The sequence below is a fragment of the Kitasatospora cystarginea genome (genome assembly GCF_039533515.1).
GTDB lineage: Bacteria > Actinomycetota > Actinomycetes > Streptomycetales > Streptomycetaceae > Kitasatospora > Kitasatospora cystarginea.
In genome coordinates this window covers 99,158-115,780 of the sequence record NZ_BAAATR010000013.1, presented here as the reverse complement: position 1 = coordinate 115,780, position 16,623 = coordinate 99,158, and the positions used below count along the sequence as shown (strand labels likewise).

15 protein-coding genes are annotated in these 16,623 nt (G+C 71.7%); 1 reads left to right on the top strand and 14 read right to left on the bottom strand.

Annotated features, from left to right (window positions below):
* Window positions 1-157: 157 nt before the first annotated feature.
* The 9 genes from pyrF to pyrR all read right to left on the bottom strand — a co-directional run bounded on the left by pyrF (window position 158) and on the right by pyrR (window position 11,278).
* The gene (gene pyrF, locus ABD369_RS16845) at window positions 158-994 is read right to left on the bottom strand and encodes an orotidine-5'-phosphate decarboxylase (RefSeq protein WP_344637222.1); all 837 of its coding nucleotides are present in this window, start codon (window positions 992-994) and stop codon (window positions 158-160) included.
* Window positions 991-1,983 (bottom strand): dihydroorotate dehydrogenase, encoded by a 993-nt coding sequence (locus ABD369_RS16840; RefSeq protein WP_344637221.1) that lies wholly within the window; start codon window positions 1,981-1,983, stop codon window positions 991-993. The genes pyrF and ABD369_RS16840 overlap by 4 nt, the downstream gene beginning before the upstream one ends.
* Window positions 1,980-2,828: a dihydroorotate dehydrogenase electron transfer subunit gene (locus ABD369_RS16835; protein ID WP_344637220.1), complete on the bottom strand. Its 849-nt coding sequence runs from the start codon at window positions 2,826-2,828 to the stop codon at window positions 1,980-1,982. Before ABD369_RS16835 ends, ABD369_RS16840 begins: the two co-directional genes overlap by 4 nt.
* A gap of 193 nt (window positions 2,829-3,021) precedes the next feature.
* Entirely contained in the window at window positions 3,022-4,122 is a 1,101-nt protein-coding gene (locus ABD369_RS16830; RefSeq protein WP_344637219.1) for a quinone-dependent dihydroorotate dehydrogenase, read from the bottom strand.
* Window positions 4,123-4,239: 117 nt separating this feature from the next.
* Window positions 4,240-7,548 (bottom strand): carbamoyl-phosphate synthase large subunit, encoded by a 3,309-nt coding sequence (gene carB, locus ABD369_RS16825; protein WP_344637218.1) that lies wholly within the window; start codon window positions 7,546-7,548, stop codon window positions 4,240-4,242.
* A gap of 2 nt (window positions 7,549-7,550) precedes the next feature.
* Entirely contained in the window at window positions 7,551-8,726 is a 1,176-nt protein-coding gene (carA, locus tag ABD369_RS16820) for a glutamine-hydrolyzing carbamoyl-phosphate synthase small subunit (protein ID WP_344637217.1), read from the bottom strand.
* Window positions 8,723-9,283, bottom strand: coding sequence for a PH-like domain-containing protein (locus ABD369_RS16815; RefSeq protein WP_344637216.1), 561 nt, complete (start codon window positions 9,281-9,283; stop codon window positions 8,723-8,725). The genes carA and ABD369_RS16815 overlap by 4 nt, the downstream gene beginning before the upstream one ends.
* Window positions 9,280-10,602, bottom strand: coding sequence for a dihydroorotase (locus tag ABD369_RS16810; RefSeq protein ID WP_344637215.1), 1,323 nt, complete (start codon window positions 10,600-10,602; stop codon window positions 9,280-9,282). The genes ABD369_RS16815 and ABD369_RS16810 overlap by 4 nt, the downstream gene beginning before the upstream one ends.
* Window positions 10,603-10,681: 79 nt before the next feature.
* Entirely contained in the window at window positions 10,682-11,278 is a 597-nt protein-coding gene (pyrR, locus tag ABD369_RS16805; RefSeq protein ID WP_344637214.1) for a bifunctional pyr operon transcriptional regulator/uracil phosphoribosyltransferase PyrR, read from the bottom strand.
* Window positions 11,279-11,637: 359 nt separating this feature from the next.
* Here pyrR and bldD point away from each other — a divergent pair, with 359 nt between their 5' ends.
* Entirely contained in the window at window positions 11,638-12,141 is a 504-nt protein-coding gene (bldD, locus tag ABD369_RS16800) for a transcriptional regulator BldD (protein ID WP_014134541.1), read from the top strand.
* A 179-nt stretch (window positions 12,142-12,320) separates the two neighbouring features.
* On the opposite strand, the gene ABD369_RS16795 is transcribed toward bldD, so the two are convergent.
* From ABD369_RS16795 to ABD369_RS16775, 5 genes are all read right to left on the bottom strand, one after another.
* Entirely contained in the window at window positions 12,321-13,235 is a 915-nt protein-coding gene (locus ABD369_RS16795) for a hypothetical protein (RefSeq protein WP_344637213.1), read from the bottom strand.
* Window positions 13,236-13,383: 148 nt separating this feature from the next.
* Window positions 13,384-14,220, bottom strand: a complete 837-nt coding sequence (locus ABD369_RS16790; RefSeq protein ID WP_344637212.1) for a thioesterase family protein — start codon at window positions 14,218-14,220, stop codon at window positions 13,384-13,386.
* Between the two features lie 180 nt (window positions 14,221-14,400).
* Window positions 14,401-14,841, bottom strand: coding sequence for a transcription antitermination factor NusB (gene nusB / locus ABD369_RS16785; RefSeq protein ID WP_344637211.1), 441 nt, complete (start codon window positions 14,839-14,841; stop codon window positions 14,401-14,403).
* A gap of 2 nt (window positions 14,842-14,843) precedes the next feature.
* Window positions 14,844-15,404, bottom strand: a complete 561-nt coding sequence (efp, locus tag ABD369_RS16780; RefSeq protein ID WP_344637210.1) for an elongation factor P — start codon at window positions 15,402-15,404, stop codon at window positions 14,844-14,846.
* Between the two features lie 79 nt (window positions 15,405-15,483).
* Complete coding sequence (locus ABD369_RS16775) at window positions 15,484-16,590, bottom strand: M24 family metallopeptidase (protein WP_344637209.1); 1,107 nt, start codon at window positions 16,588-16,590, stop codon at window positions 15,484-15,486.
* Window positions 16,591-16,623 lie beyond the last annotated feature (33 nt).

Here is a 16,623-nt window from a genome sequence, read left to right as displayed (position 1 = left end):
GCGAAGCCCTTTGGTGACCTATCGCCGGACACTACCCAACTTGAGCCCGCGCGTCAGGAAAAGAACACGAAAAGTCCTGGTCAGCCGAGGCCGACCAGGACTTTTTCGGACAAATCAACCGCCAGAAAGCAGGTTTTGCGAACAGATGTGATGCTGCTCACTTTTCCAGTACGGCACTGATTTCCTCGACAAAGCGCGCGGAAGCGTCGCGCAGAGCGGTCACCGAGGGCCCGTGCTTGAGGATGTCGCGGCTCACGCTGGGCACCACGTGGCGCACCGCGCCGCCGAACACCCGGGGCAGGTCGGCGGCGGTCGCACCCTGGGCGCCGACCCCGGGGGCGAGCAGCGGGCCGTTGATGTCCAGGTCGACCCCGGCCTCGGCCAGGGTGGCACCGACCACGGCACCGAAGGAGCCCATCGGCTCGGCACCCGCGTTCTCGGCCGCCAGGCGGCGCAGCACGCCCTGGGCGACGCTCTCGCCGTCGGCGGCGACCGCGCGCTGCACCTCGTGGCCCTCGGGGTTGGAGGTGAGCGCCAGCGCGAAGACGCCGGCGCCGTTGGCCCGGGCCAGGTCGAGCGCGGGCTGCAGCGAGCCGAAGCCCAGGTACGGGCTGACCGTCACGGCGTCCGAGAACAGCGGGCTGGCGGGCGAGAGGAAGGTCTCGGCGTAGGCGGCCATGGTGGAGCCGATGTCGCCGCGCTTGGCGTCCATGAGCACCAGCGCACCCGCCTCGCGGGCCTCGGCCACAGTGCGCTCCAGCACGGCGATGCCGCGGCTGCCGAAGCGCTCGAAGAAGGCGGCCTGCGGCTTGAGCACGGCCACCTGTCCGGCCAGCGCCTCGACCACGGTGCGGCTGAAGCTCTCCAGCCCGGCGATGTCGTCGTCGAGCCCCCAGGCGGTCAGCAGGGAGGCGTGCGGGTCGATGCCGACGCAGAGCTGACCGCGGGTGTCGAGGGCGTGGCGCAGGCGAGCGCCGAAGGGGGCGAGGGTCATGGGAGCCTTTCAGTGGGGACGGGGCGGTGGGCGTATCCCACCGCGTCGGTGAACTTGGCGAAGCCTCGTCGGGCCAGCTCGCGGCGGAGCTCGTCGAGGATCCGCACGGGGGCGGTTGGGTCGTTGAACAGGGCCGTGCCGACGGCCAGGTGGCTCGCCCCGGCGAGGGCGAACTCCAGGGCGTCCCGGCCGGTGCGGATCCCACCCATGCCGATGATCGGGACGGGCGGGATCCGGCCGGCCAGCATCGCGGCGTGCACCTGGTGGACGCAGCGCACGGCGATCGGGCGGACGGCCGGTCCGGACAGGCCCCCGGCGCCGGCCGCCAGGGCGGGCCGCAGGGTGTCCAGGTCGATGGTCATGCCGAGGACCGTGTTGATCATCGACAGGCCGTCCGCACCGGCCTGGACACAGGCGGCGGCGACCTCGGTGATCGAGGCGACGTCCGGCGAGAGCTTGGCGTAGACCGGCAGTTCGGCCGCGGCCACCTCGCGCACCGCGCGGACGACGTCGTAGCTGGTGGCCGGGTTGGCGGCGAACAGCAGGCCGCGGTCGGCGGTGTTGGGGCAGGAGATGTTGAGCTCCAGGCCGATCACCCCGGGCCGGCCGCCCAGCTTCTCGGCGACCTCGGCGAACTCCTCCAGCCGCTGCCCCGCGATCGAGACCAGCACCCGGGCGCCGCGCTCGGCGAGCCAGGGCAGCTCGTGCCGGACGAAGGCGTCGACGCCCGCACCCGGCAGTCCGATCGAGTTGAGCATCCCGGACGGGGTCTCGGCCATCCTCGGGGTGGCCAGCCCGGACCGCGGGGCGGCCATGATGGTCTTGGTGGTGACCGAGCCCAGCGCGTCCAGCGGGAAGAACCTGGCCACCTCGCGCCCGTATCCGGCGCAGCCGGCGGCGGCGGTGAGCGGGTTGGGCAGCGTCAGCGGGCCGAACCGCGCGGTCAGGTCGACGTCCCCCGGGTCCACCGGCTGCGTGCCCCGGCTCACCGTGCGGCTCCCATCGCGGCGGCGCCCTCCAGGTCCGGCGGTACGGTTCCGATGTCGTCCCAGCGGACCTTGGCGCCGTCGAAGACCGGCCCCTCGGTGCAGGAGCGGACGAAGCGGCTCACCCCGTCCGCGCCGAGCACGGGCAGCACGCAGGTCATGCAGATGCCGACGCCGCAGGCCATCGCCTCCTCCACGGCGGTGTGGCAGCGGGCGCCGAGGCCGAGGGCGATGGTGGTGACGGCACGCAGCATGGGCATCGGGCCGCAGGCGTGCACTTCGGTGGCGCCGATCGCCCTGATCGCCTGGGCCAGCGGGTCGGTGACCCGGCCGGTCAGTCCGGCCGAACCGTCCTCGGTGACCACCAGGACGTCCCGGGTGATCGCCCGGGCCTGTTCGACCCCGTAGAGCCGGTCGGCGCCGGCCGCGCCCAGGATGAAGCCGACCTGGCCGCCGCGGCGCCGGATCTCCTCGCCGAGCGGGAGCAGCGGCACGCTGCCGTAGCCGCCGGCCACCAGCAGCGCGGAGACGGGACCGTCCGGGAGCGGGAAGGGCGTCCCGAGCGGGGCGATCAGGTCCAGCCGTCCGCCGACCGGGGTGGCGGCCAACTCCCGCGTGCCATCGCCGCGTTCGGCGATGACCAGCTCGATCGTGCCGGCCTCGGGATCGGCCCGGTGGATGGCGAGGGCCCGCCGCAGCAGCCTTCCGGAGTCGGCGCAGGCCAGCGTCGCGAAGTGGCCGGGTCTCACCCGTGGCGCCGCCTCGGGAGCACTCAGCAACAGGCGGTGGTAGCCGCCCTCGACGCTCCGGGAGAGCACCTCGGCTCGTGTCTGAACGGGGTTGGCCATCTGTGGTTCACCTTTCGGCTGGCCTGTGCGCACGTTGACGCTCTGAACTCTCCCAAACCACCCCGCAACCTGTCACTTCGTCCGAACACCCGTGCATTCGGGCACCGTGCGGCGGGGTGCACCGACGGCGCGCGGAGCCGCGCGCCGTCGGGGAGCCGCCCCGCCGCCGCCCCGGGGTGCTCCGGCGGGGCCGTCAGCTCGCCTTCGCGGTACCCACGGCGTCGGCGATGGTCCGGTACCCGCTCGCCCGCAGCCGGGCCGACAGGCCCTTGTGCATCCGCCGCATCCAGAACGGTCCCTCGTAGATGAACGCGCTGTACCCCTGGACCAGGTCGGCCCCGTGGACGATCCGCTGCCAGGCGTCCTCGGCCGTCTCGATCCCGCCCACGGAGATCAGCGCCAGCCGCCCCTCGGTGCGCGCCCGGAGCCGCTGCAGCACCTCCAGCGAGCGCTCCTTGAGCGGGGCCCCGGACAGCCCGCCGGCGCCGATCTCCTCGATCCGCGAGGCCGGCTCCTGCAGCCCGTCCCGGCCGATGGTGGTGTTGGTGCAGATGATCCCGTCCAGCTCCAGGTGCATGGCCATGTCGGCGATCTCGTCGATATCCTCGTCGGCCAGGTCGGGGGCGATCTTCACCAGCAGCGGCACATGGCGCGTGGTGACCTCGTCCGCCTTCTTCCGCACGTCCCACAGCAGCGGCCCGAGCACCTTGACGGCCTGCAGGTTGCGCAGTCCCGGGGTGTTCGGCGAGCTGACGTTGACCACCAGGTAGTCGGCGTACTTGGCGAGCCGCTCGGTGCTCTTGAGGTAGTCCGCGGTGGCATCGGCCTCGTCGACCACCTTGGTCTTGCCGATGTTGACGCCGATGACCGGGGTGGAGCTGGTGTGCGGGCGGGCCGCGAGGCGGGCGGCGACCCGGGCGGAGCCCTGGTTGTTGAAGCCCATCCGGTTGATCAGCGCGCGGTCCTCGACCAGGCGGAACAGGCGCGGCTCCGGGTTGCCTGGCTGCGGCTCACCGGTGACGGTGCCGATCTCGACGAAGTCGAAGCCCAGCATGGACAGTCCGTCGATGCCGATGCCGTTCTTGTCGAACCCGGCCCCGAGCCCGAACGGTCCCGGCAGGTCGAGCCCGAGCGCGGCGGTCCGCAGCCGCGGGTCCCGCGGGGCGAGCACCAGCCGGATCAGCGAGCGCAGCCCGGGCACCGAGGCGGCCAGCCGGATCCAGAAGAAGGCCAGGTGGTGGGCCTTCTCCGGGTCCATCTTCTTGAAGAGAAGGTTGAACAGGAGCTTGTACACGGCGAGTTGAGCCCTTCGGGTCCAAGGGCCGGGCGGAGCCCGGCGGTCGGGGGTGGCGGCGGGCGAGCATGGGTGTGGGGGGCGCCGCCCGACGGGCGCCCCCCACAGTGGATCGGACTACTTGCGGCCGGAGTTGATCAGCGCCGCGTGCTCCTGCAGCGACATCACTCCGACCTCACCGCGCAGCAGCATGTCGATGCCCTGCACGGCCGCGCCCATCGCCTGGACGGTGGTCAGGCACGGCACACCGCGCGAGACGGCGGCGGTGCGGATCTCGTACCCGTCCATCCGGCCGCCGGTGCCGTACGGGGTGTTGATGATCAGGTCGACCTGGCCCTCGTGGATCAGCTGGACGATGGTCTTCTCGCCGTCCGGGCCCTCGCCCTCGCTGTGCTTGCGCACCAGGGTGGAGGGGATGCCGGCGCGCTGCAGCACCTCGGCGGTGCCGGTGGTGGCCAGCACCTCGAAGCCCTGGTCGACCAGCGCGCGGGCCGGGAAGACCAGGTTGCGCTTGTCGCGGTTGGCGACCGAGACGAAGACCTTGCCCTTGGTCGGCAGCGCGCCGTACGCGCCGGACTGGGCCTTGGCGTAGGCGGTGCCGAAGACCTTGTCCACGCCCATGACCTCGCCGGTGGAGCGCATCTCCGGGCCGAGCACGGTGTCCACGCCGCGCCCGTGGATGTCGCGGAAGCGGCTCCACGGCATCACGGCCTCCTTGACCGCGATCGGGCAGTCGGCGGGCAGCGTGCCACCGTCGCCTTCGGCCGGGAGCAGGCCCTCGGCGCGCAGCTCGGCGATGGTCGCGCCCAGCGAGACCCGGGCGGCGGCCTTGGCCAGCGGGACGGCGGTGGCCTTGGAGGTGAACGGCACGGTCCGGGAGGCGCGCGGGTTGGCCTCCAGGACGTACAGGATGTCCCCGGCCATCGCGAACTGGATGTTGATCAGACCGCGGACCCCGACACCGCGCGCGATGGCCTCGGTGGAGGTGCGCAGCCGCTTGATGTCCCAGCCGCCGAGGGTGATCGGCGGCAGCGCGCAGGCCGAGTCGCCGGAGTGGATGCCGGCCTCCTCGATGTGCTCCATGACGCCGCCGAGGTACAGCTCGGTGCCGTCGTAGAGGGCGTCCACGTCGATCTCGACCGCGTCGTCCAGGAAGCGGTCGATCAGCACCGGGTGCTCGGAGATCAGACCGGCGTGCCGCTCCAGGTAGGAGGCCAGCGACGCCTCGTCGTAGACGATCTCCATGCCGCGCCCGCCGAGCACGTAGGAGGGGCGGGCCAGCACCGGGTAGCCGATCTCGTCGGCGATCGCCTTGGCCTCGTCGAAGGAGAAGGCGGTGCCGTGCTTGGGGGCCGGCAGGCCGGCCTCCTTCAGCACCCGGCCGAAGGCGCCGCGCTCCTCGGCCAGGTCGATGGCCTCGGGCTGGGTGCCGACGATCGGGACGCCGTTGTCCTTGAGCGCCTGGGCCAGGCCCAGCGGGGTCTGGCCGCCGAGCTGGACGATCACACCGGCCACCGGGCCGGCCTGCTGCTCGGCGTGGACGATCTCCAGCACGTCCTCCAGGGTGAGCGGCTCGAAGTAGAGCCGGTCGGAGGTGTCGTAATCGGTGGAGACGGTCTCCGGGTTGCAGTTGACCATGACGGTCTCGTACCCGGCCTCGGCGAGCGCGAAGGAGGCGTGCACGCAGGAGTAGTCGAACTCGATGCCCTGGCCGATCCGGTTCGGACCGGAGCCGAGGATGATGACGGCGGGCTTGCTGCGCGGGGCGACCTCGGTCTCCTCGTCGTAGGACGAGTAGAAGTACGGGGTCTTCGCGGCGAACTCGGCGGCGCAGGTGTCCACGGTCTTGAAGACCGGGCGGATGCCGAGCGCGTGCCGCAGCTCGCGGACCACGTCGGTCTTCAGGCCGCGGATCTCACCGATCTGCTGGTCGGAGAAGCCGTGCCGCTTGGCGTGGCGGAGCAGCTCGGGGGTGAGCTTCTCGGCCTCGGCGAGCTCGCCGGCGATCTCGTCCAGGAGGAACAACTGGTCGACGAACCACGGGTCGATCTTCGTGGCCTCGAAGACCTCCTCGGGGGTGGCGCCGGCCCGGATGGCCTCCATGACGGTGTTGATCCGGCCGTCAGTGGGGACGACCGCCTTCGTCAGCAGGGCGTTCTTGTCGCCGACCGGGCCGACCCAGGAGAACTGGCTGCCCTTCTTCTCCAGCGAGCGCAGCGCCTTGTTGAGCGCCTCGGGGAAGTTGCGGCCCAGCGCCATGGCCTCGCCGACCGACTTCATGGTGGTGGTCAGGGTGGCGTCCGCACTCGGGAACTTCTCGAAGGCGAAGCGCGGGACCTTGACCACGACGTAGTCGAGGGTCGGCTCGAAGGAGGCCGGGGTCTCCTCGGTGATGTCGTTGGGGATCTCGTCCAGGGTGTAGCCGACGGCCAGCTTGGCGGCGATCTTGGCGATCGGGAAGCCGGTGGCCTTGGAGGCGAGCGCGGACGAGCGCGAGACGCGCGGGTTCATCTCGATGACGATGACCCGGCCGTCGGTCGGGTTGACCGCGAACTGGATGTTGCAGCCGCCGGTGTCCACACCGACCTCGCGGATGACGGCGATGCCGATGTCGCGCAGGATCTGGTACTCGCGGTCGGTCAGCGTCATCGCCGGGGCGACGGTGATCGAGTCACCGGTGTGCACGCCCATCGGGTCGAAGTTCTCGATGGAGCAGACGACCACGACGTTGTCGTTCTTGTCGCGCATCAGCTCCAGCTCGTACTCCTTCCAGCCGAGGATGGACTCCTCCAGGAGCACCTCGGTGGTCGGCGACAGGGCCAGGCCCTGGCCGGCGATCCGGCGCAGGTCCTCCTCGTCGTGGGCGAAGCCGGAGCCGGCGCCGCCCATGGTGAAGGAGGGACGGACGACGACGGGGTAGCCGCCGAGCGTCTCGACGCCCCCCAGGACGTCCTCCATGGAGTGGCAGATCACCGAGCGGGCGGACTCGCCGTAGCCGATCTTGGCGTTGACGGCGTCCACCACGCCCTTGAACAGGTCGCGGTCCTCGCCCTTGTTGATCGCCTCGACGTCGGCACCGATCAGCTCGACGCCGTACTTCTCCAGCGTGCCCGCCTTGTGCAGCGAGATCGCGGTGTTGAGCGCGGTCTGCCCGCCCAGGGTCGGCAGCAGCGCGTCGGGGCGCTCCTTGGCGATGATCTTCTCGACGAACTCGGGGGTGATCGGCTCGACGTAGGTGGCGTCGGCGATCTCCGGGTCGGTCATGATCGTGGCCGGGTTGGAGTTCACCAGCACGACCCGAAGGCCCTCGGCCTTGAGCACCCGGCAGGCCTGGGTGCCGGAGTAGTCGAACTCCGCCGCCTGGCCGATGACGATCGGGCCGGACCCGATGACCAGGACGGACTTGATGTCAGTGCGCTTCGGCACGGTCAGCTCCCTGCGGTGGTGCGGGCCGGGGCACCGGCCATCAGGCTTGTGAAGCGGTCGAACAGGTACGCGGCGTCGTGCGGGCCGGCGGCCGCTTCGGGGTGGTACTGGACGCTGAAGGCGGGCACGTCCAGGCACTGCAGGCCCTCGACCACGTCGTCGTTCAGGCAGACGTGGGAGACCTCGGCCCGGCCGTACGGGGTCTCGCTCACCCGGTCCAGCGGTGCCTGCACGGCGAAGCCGTGGTTGTGCGCGGTGACCTCGACCTTGCCGGTGGTGCGGTCCTGGACGGGCTGGTTGATGCCCCGGTGGCCGTACTTGAGCTTGTAGGTGCCGAAGCCCAGCGCGCGGCCGAGGATCTGGTTGCCGAAGCAGATCCCGAAGAACGGGGTCCTGCGCTCCAGCACGCCCTGCGCCACGGCGACCTGATGGTCGGCGGTGGCCGGGTCGCCCGGGCCGTTGGAGAAGAACACGCCGTCCGGGTCGACGGAGTACAGCTCCTCCAGGGTGGAGTTGGCCGGGAAGACGTGCACCTCGATGCCGCGCTCGGCCATCCGGTGCGGGGTCATCGCCTTGATGCCCAGGTCCAGGGCGGCGACGGTGAACTTCTTCTCGCCGATCGCCGGGACCACGTACTTCTCGGTGGTGGCGACCTCGGCGCACAGGTCGGCGCCCTTCATCTCGGGCGAGGCCTGCACCTTGGCCAGCAGCTCGGCGTGGTCGGCCAGTGCGGCGCCGGAGAAGATGCCGACCCGCATCGCGCCGCGCTCGCGCAGGTGGCGGGTGAGCGCCCGGGTGTCGATGCCGCTGATGCCGACGACGCCCTGGGCGGCGAGCTCCTCGTCCAGCGAGCGCCGCGAGCGCCAGTTGGAGGGGATCCGGGCGGGGTCGCGGACCACGTAGCCGGCGACCCAGATCCGCTTGGACTCGTCGTCCTCGTCGTTCCAGCCGGTGTTGCCGATCTGCGGGGCGGTCATCACGACCACCTGGCGGTGGTACGACGGGTCGGTCAGGGTCTCCTGGTAGCCGGACATGCCGGTGTTGAAGACCGCCTCGCCGAAGGTCTCGCCGACCGCGCCGTAGGCCTGGCCGTGGAAGGTCCGGCCGTCCTCCAGGACGAGGAGGGCAGGCACGCGCTCCCGCCGTTGGCGCATGGTGGTGGGGGCAGCTGCGGTCATTGGGCGGCCTCTTCCGTCTTCTTCGTCTTCGTACGTGTCACAAGAGCGTCGATCGCCTCGGTCCAGGAGGCGTGCTCGTCGCTTCGGTCGGCCCGGAAGCCGGAGTCCAGCGCGGTGTCCTGGAGCTTCCAGGTGACCACCAGCAGGCCGGCCGGGACGACCTTGCCCGCGATCCCGGAGTCGGTGCGGGCTCCGGTCAGCTGCCCGGCCGGGATCCACAGGTCCGCGTCGCCGGGGCGGCGGACCAGCAACCCCTGTTCGGTCAGGGTGAGTCGGGCCAGGCTTCGGGTGCCGAGACCGTGCGCGACCACCCGGTCCAGCCAGTTCCCGGCGGTGGTGGTGCCGTGGTAGCGGCCCTCGGTCTCCAGGACCGCCGGGCCGGGATCCGCCGGGACGGCAGGCAGCGGCGGCAGGTCGGACTGGAGGGTACGGCGCCAGTTCCAGCCCTGCCGCATCAGCCAGTAGACCAGCGCGATCAGGATCAGCAGACCGACCGTCCAGCCGATGTAGCCGGGCCAGTTGGTGACCTTGGCCTGCTCGGTGGCCAGAGCGATCATGCCGGGTCACCCTGCTCGATCAGGTCGGCCTGTTCGGCCAGCTCGCCGGCCAGCACCGTGGCGACGCCCCGCAGGAAGGTCGCGTGCACCCGTCCCGGCAGCTCGAGGCCCCGGTAGGGGGTGTTGCGGCTGCGCGTGGCGAAGCTCTCCGCGTTCACGGTCCCACGGTACGCGGGATCGAAGAGCACCAGGTTGGCCGGCTCGCCGACCGAGATCGGGCGGCCGTGGCCGGCCAGGCGGCCGATCCGGGCCGGGCGGTGCGACATCCGGTCCGCGACGCCCTCCCAGTTCAGCAGGCCGGTGTCGACCATGGTCTGCTGCACCACCGACAGCGCGGTCTCCAGGCCCACCATGCCCATCGCGGCCACCGCCCAGGCGCAGTCCTTGTCGGCCGAGGGGTGCGGCGCGTGGTCGGTGGCCACCGCGTCGATGGTGCCGTCGGCGAGCGCGGCGCGCAGCGCGTGCACATCGGCCTCGGTGCGCAGCGGCGGGTTGACCTTGTACACCGGGTCGCCGGAGCGGACCAGCTCGTCGGTGAGCAGCAGGTGGTGCGGCGTCACCTCGGCGGTGACGTCCCAGCCCTGGGCCTTGGCCCAGCGGACGATCTCCACCGAGCCGGCGGTGGACAGGTGGCAGACGTGCAGCCGGGCGCCGGTGTGCGCGGCGAGCAGCACGTCGCGGGCGATGATCGCCTCCTCGGCGACGGCCGGCCAGCCGGGCAGCCCGAGCTCGGCGGAGACGGTGCCCTCGTTCATCTGGGCGCCCTCGGTGAGCTTGGGCTCCTGGGCGTGCTGGGCGACCACGCCGTCGATGGTCCTGACGTACTCCAGGGCCTTGCGCATCAGCGCGGCGTCGTCCACGCACTTGCCGTCGTCGGAGAAGACCCGCACCCCGGCGGCGGAGGCGTGCATGCCCGCCAGCTCGGCCAGTTCCTTGCCCTCCAGCCCGACGGTGACGGCGCCGACCGGCTGCACGTCGCAGTAGCCGCTGGCCCGGCCCAGCTCCCGGACCTGCTCGACCACGGCGGCGCTGTCGGCGACCGGGCTGGTGTTGGCCATCGCGTGCACGGCGGTGTAGCCGCCCATCGCGGCGGCCCGGGTGCCGGTGAGGACGGTCTCGGCCTCCTCCTTGCCGGGCTGGCGCAGGTGCGTGTGCAGGTCCACCAGACCGGGCAGCAGGACCAGGCCGTGCGCGTCGATGTCGATGTCGGCCTCGGCGGCCAGGTCGGTGCCGATCTGCCGGATGACGCCGTCCGCGATCAGGACGTCCTGCGGGGCGCCCCCGAGGATCTTGGCGTTGCGAATGAGATAGCTGCTCACTGAGCGGCCTCCGGGGAGTTGGTGCATGGGCGGTACGGCGGCGCGGGGAACGGGGCTGCGGGTGTCGCGCATCACCCGTTCACTCCCCGGCGAGGGCCTGGGTGGAGCGTGCGGAGTAGTCGCGGTCGCCGACCAGTACGGCGTCCCGGCCGTCCACCTCGGCCAGCCGCACCTGGACGGCTTCACGCAGCGAGGTCGGCAGGTTCTTGCCCACGTAGTCGGCGCGGATCGGCAGTTCGCGGTGGCCTCGGTCGACCAGGACGGCGAGCTGCACCGCGCGCGGGCGGCCGAGGTCGTTCAGCGCGTCGAGGGCGGCGCGGATGGTGCGGCCGGAGAAGAGCACGTCGTCGACCAGGACGACCAGCCTGCCCTCGATGCCGTCGGCCGGGACCTCGGTGTGCTCGGCGGCGCGGGCCGGCTTCAGCCGGAGGTCGTCCCGGTACATGGTGATGTCGAGGGTGCCGAGCGGGATCTCACGGCCGGTGATCTGGGCCAGCTTGGCGGCCAGGCGCCGGGCCAGGTGGACCCCTCGGGTGTGGATGCCGAGCAGGACGACGTCCTCCGCGCCCTTGGCGCGCTCCACGATCTCGTGGGCGATCCGGGTGATCACCCGGGCGATGTCATTGGCGTCCAGCACCTGGTGCGGTGGACGCGATGCGTCAATGCGTGTGGTCATGCCGAAGCCGACCTCCTTCCCCGCCTCACGGGACGGGCTTTAAAGGACGTCTGGGGATGCCCCGGGTCCCGCCCAGGGCTTCCAGCCATCCTAACAGTCCGTTCTCCCGCGCCCGACTCACCGCCACCCGGCGCCCGTCACCGCAGGCCGACACGGTCGGACGCATACGGTTGACATCGGCCTTCCTGGCTATTCGCACGACTGCCCCATTCGGCTTGACGCAACTACCTCACTCTACGTAACCTCACAGTGAGTTACGAGACGGTCCACACCCATCGGTGGAGTGGTCGGGTGAGCGGTCACCCACCCGCGATCCTCGTGGCTCACCACTCAACGCGAAATCTCGTCCGGGGAGACCAATGTCCAGCGACTACGCGAAGCAGCTCGGAGCCAAGCTCCGGGCGATCCGCACACAGCAGGGGCTCTCCCTGCACGGCGTCGAGGAGAAGTCCCAGGGGCGCTGGAAGGCGGTCGTGGTCGGCTCCTACGAGCGCGGCGACCGTGCGGTGACGGTGCAGCGCCTCGCCGAGCTGGCCGAGTTCTACGGCGTCCCGGTGCAGGAGCTGCTCCCCGGCGGCACCCCGGGCGGCGCGGCCGAGCCGCCGCCGCGCCTGGTGCTCGACCTGGAGAGACTGACCCAGGTGCCGTCCGAGAAGGCCGGCCCGCTGCAGCGCTATGCCGCCACCATCCAGAGCCAGCGCGGTGACTACAACGGCAAGGTGCTCTCGATCCGCCAGGACGACCTGCGCACCCTGGCCGTGATCTACGACCAGTCGCCGTCGATCCTCACCGAGCAGCTGATCAGCTGGGGTGTCCTCAACCCGGACGCGCGCCGCGCGGTCCGCGAGGAGGACGCCGGCTGAGCCGGCCCTGCAGAAACGTCACGGCGGTGTTGCCCCGGTCAACCGATCGGGGTGGCACCGCCGTTGCGCCTCTTCGGCCGGGGGCGCGCGGAGAGGCACGCACAACCGAACCGCACGCACAACCGGCACCGCCCGCGTCGGAACCGCCCGACCGGCCCGACCCCGGGCCCGCGCGTGGCTCAGCAGACCGAGCCGAGGCCGAATCCCGGCCGGGCCGCGATCTCCCCCAGGTTCAGGCTCGCCGGGGCCCAGTCGAACCCCGTGCTCTGCCAGGCCCACGCCACCTGCCGGTACTCGCCGCAGCTGCCCGCCCCGCCCTGCGAACCGCGCAGCACCGCCACCCCCGGCAGTTCGAGCGCCAGGCCGGCGCAGAACACCGCGCAGACCAGATCGAGATCCTCGTCGTTGAGCCGGACCGCGCCGTCCTCCCAGTGCAGGATCCGGGCGTCCGCCGTGAGCCGCCCGCCGGGCGCCTCGACGGCGCAGCGGAACTCGTACGCACCGCAGCCCGCGCCGACCAGCATCCGCCGGAAAAGCTCGCCGCCCCGTTGGAAGGCCGACCGGACCCTGGCGTCCGGCACCTCCCTCGCGGCCCCCTGGCCACCACCCGCACCGGCGAGCAGCCCTCCGCCGAGCAGCAGGTCGACGTGGCACATGGTCAGCCCGCTCTCCCGGGCCCGGACCAGTCGCGGGATGAAGTCGCCGGAGAGCTCCTCGCCCTGGTACGGCAGCAGCTGGGTACGGAGCGCGGGGTTGAGCAGATACCGCTCGCGGGCAGCGGGCGCGGCCGGGTCGAGGTGGTGCAGCAGGCAGAAGTCGGCGAAGTCGCCGGGGTGGAACATCCTGGCCCGGACGCTGCCGTAAGCCTGCTGCGCCTCACCCAGCAGCACGGCGGTGTCCAGCAGATAGCTGTCGAAGTCCGCGGCGTCGGTCAGCCCCCAGGGGCGGGCGTGCTCGAAGTCGACGTGGCTGGTGAGGATGCCGGTGACGAAGGCCTGCTCGGCGCGGCGGCGGGACTGCTGCTGGATCCGACCTTGGCCGGGCACACCGACCGTGCAGCGGAAGATCCGGGGAGTGTGGCTGTTCCGCGACATCTGGTGCTCCTTGGCCGGGGAGTGGCAGCGGTCTGCCGTTTGCTCCTCTTTCTCCCCATCCCCGCGAGTCGCACACGTACGGCGTGTCACAGCTCAGTAACCACCCGTGAGTCGCTGTGATGGGGGGCGCGGCGCGGCGCCCCCGGCGCTACTGCGGCCGCGGCGCGCGGGCGAGCTGGCGGGACTGGGCGACCAGGCGGCCGGACTCGTCCCAGACCTCGGCGTCCTCCTCGAAGTAGCCGCCGGCCAGGTTGCGGCTGGAGTGGACGACCCGCAGCCAGCCCGGCACCGGCCTGGCCCGCAGGTGGACCGTCAGCTCGACGGTCGGCGCCCAGCCCGGCATGCCGAGGTCGAAGGTGACCGGCGGCAGCGCGTCGGCGACCAGCAGCAGCATCAGCGGATCGGGCTCCCGGCCGTCGGCCAGCTTGAACCAGCCCTGGATCCGGCCGTTCCCGGAGGGCTGCCCCACCGCCCAGCCGACCGTCGCCGGGTCGAGCCGCAGGTCGAACCGCTCCAGCAACGCGGCCTGCGAGATCATTTCCCTGGGGGCGTCGGCGACGCTGACGCACCGCTCGGGCGGCGGCAGCTGCGGCGGGGTGGCGCTGGTGTGCACCGCGCCCTCCGCGTCCGACAGGTCGCCGTAGCTGGCGAGGACTCTGAGCCGTTCTCTGCCGTCCTGGCTGAGCGAGGCGGTGCCGGTGGAGAGGCTGCGGCCGCGGCGGACCAGTTCGGTCCGGACGTCGACCGGGCCGGGCGTGGCGGCGGAGAGGTAGTAGCCGCTGATCGAGATCGGATCGGCGTGCGAGCCGTCCGCGCCGTGCCGGAGCGAGAGCGCGTGTCCGGCGAGGGCGAGCTGCAGGCCGCCGTTGATGCCGCCGCCGATCTGCCAGCCCGCGTCGAGCTCGCCGTCGTAGTGGCCCGGCTCGCCCGGGCGCTGGGTCAGGGCGATGCCCCGGTCGAACTCGCTTCGGATCGCGGTGGTCATGCGTGATTCGCCCTTCGCCATTGCAAAGTTACCGGTCGGTAGCCAACATACGCCACCATCCGGGGGCATGCGAAGGCCCGCCGGACACGGAATCCGGCGGGCCTTCGGCAGAGCGGAGAAACGATGGCCGGCTGCAGCGGATCACCGGCGCAGCACTCCCGCTCGCGCGGGCGGCGGAGGTCAGTCGCGACGGATCGTCGGCTTGAGCTCCATGAACCGTGCGAGCAGACCGTTGACGAACGCCGGGGAGTCGTCCGTGGAGAACTCCTTGGCGATCTCGACCGCCTCGTCCAGGACGACCGCGTCCGGGACGCCGTCCTCCCAGATCAGCTCGTACGTGCCGAGCCGAAGCACGTTGCGGTCCACGATCGGCATGCGGTCGAGCGTCCAGCCCACCGCGTACTGGGAGATCAGCTCGTCGATCCGGCGGGCGTGCCGGACGTACCCCTCGATGAGCTCCATGGTGTACTCACCGACCTGCGGGGTACCCTCGTCCGGCTTCGGCTCGCGGGCGCGGCCGACCCAGTCGGCGAGCACCTGCTGCGGGTCGACACCGCGGTGGTCTGCCTCGAAGAGGATCTGAAAGGCCCTCGTCCGGGCCTTGGTACGGGCAGATGACACGATTACTTGACCCGACCGAGGTAGCTGCCGTCGCGGGTGTCGACCTTGACCTTCTCGCCGGTGGTGACGAAGAGCGGGACCTGGATCTCGGCACCGGTCTCCAGGGTCGCCGGCTTGGTGCCACCGGTGGAGCGGTCGCCCTGGACGCCCGGCTCGGTCTCGGCGATGACCAGCTCGACCGCGGCCGGGAGCTCGACGTACAGCGGCTTGCCCTCGTGCTGCGCGACCAGGGCGTCGAAGCCCTCGAGCAGGTACTTGGCGGCGTCGCCGACCACGTCCGGCTCGATCGGGAGCTGGTCGTAGGTGTCCATGTCCATGAACACGAAGTTCTCGCCGTCCTTGTACGAGAACTGCATGGTGCGCTTGTCGACGTTGGCGGTCTCGACCTTGACGCCGGCGTTGAAGGTCTTGTCGACGACCTTGCCGCTCAGGACCTCCTTGAGCTTGGTACGCACGAAGGCCGGGCCCTTGCCGGGCTTCACGTGCTGGAACTCGACGACGGACCACAGCTTGCCGTCCAGGTTGAGGACCATGCCGTTCTTGAGATCGTTCGTGGAAGCCACGGGCGCACTTACTCCTGATATAGCTGTCAAGGAACCAAGGTGGGCGCGCGTCCCGCGGCCACCGCGGCGAAGCCGTGGCCTACAGGGCGAGGAGCTCCTTGGTTGTGATGGTGAGCAGCTCGGGCCCGCCCTCTTCGAGGGGGCGTACGACGAGCGTGTCCTCGATCCGGACCCCGCCCTTGCCCGGGATGTGAACTCCTGGGCCGACGGTTACCGGTACGCGGTTGTCCAGTTTACCCATGTCGGTGGGGCCGAGGCGCGGCGCCTCCCGGATCTCCAGGCCGATGCCGTGTCCGACCGGGCGGGGCGAGTGCTCGGTGTGGCCGGCCCCCTGCAGGATCTCGCGGGCCGCCTGGTCGGGTGCGTTCTGCGGCACCCCCGGACCGAGCGCCTCCCGGCCGGCCCGCTGGGCGCGGAAGACCAGCCGGTGGAGTTCCACCTGCCAGGGCGCGGGAGCGGCGCCGATCACGAAGGTGCGGGCGGTGGAGACCCCGTACCCCCGGTACTGCGCGCCGAGGACCACGGTGAGGAAGTCGCCCTCCTCGACCCGGCGGTCGGTGGGCTGGTGGCCCTCCATGCCGGAGTGGGTGCCGGTGCCGACGGAGACCGGGAAGGCGGCGCGGTCGGCACCGTGGTCGATCATGCGGCGTTCCAGTTCCATCGCCAGGTGCCGCTCGGTGCGGCCGACCAGGATGGACTCCAGCAGTTCGCCCAGCGCCTGGTCGGCGATCTCGGCGGCGATCCGCAGATCGGCGAGCTCGTGCTCGTCCTTGACCACCCGCAGCCGCTCGACGGCCCGGGAGAGGTCGGTCAGCCGGGCGTCCGACAGCAGTTCGGTGACGCAGCGGTGGCGGCTGACCGTGAGGTCGTGCTCCTCCACCCCCACGTCCCGCACCCGCAGACGGCCCGCCGCCTCGGCGGCGGCCAGGGCGGTGTCGGTCTCCCTCGGGACCGCCAGCCGTGGGATGTCCTCGCCGAGCGCGTGCTGGCCGGTGTCGTCCGGCGGCAGGTCGTCGGGCAGCGCGAGCAGCACCCGCTCGCGCGTGAGCAGCAGGCTCGCACCGCAGGGCGGGCACCCGGTGAGGTAACGGACGTTCGCCGAGCGGGTGATCAGCGCCGCGTCGAACCCCGAGGCGCTGCAGTGCTCCCTCAGCCGCTCCCGTCGGACCGCGTACGCATCAGACATGGACCGAGCCTACGGAGCCGGACCGGACCCCGC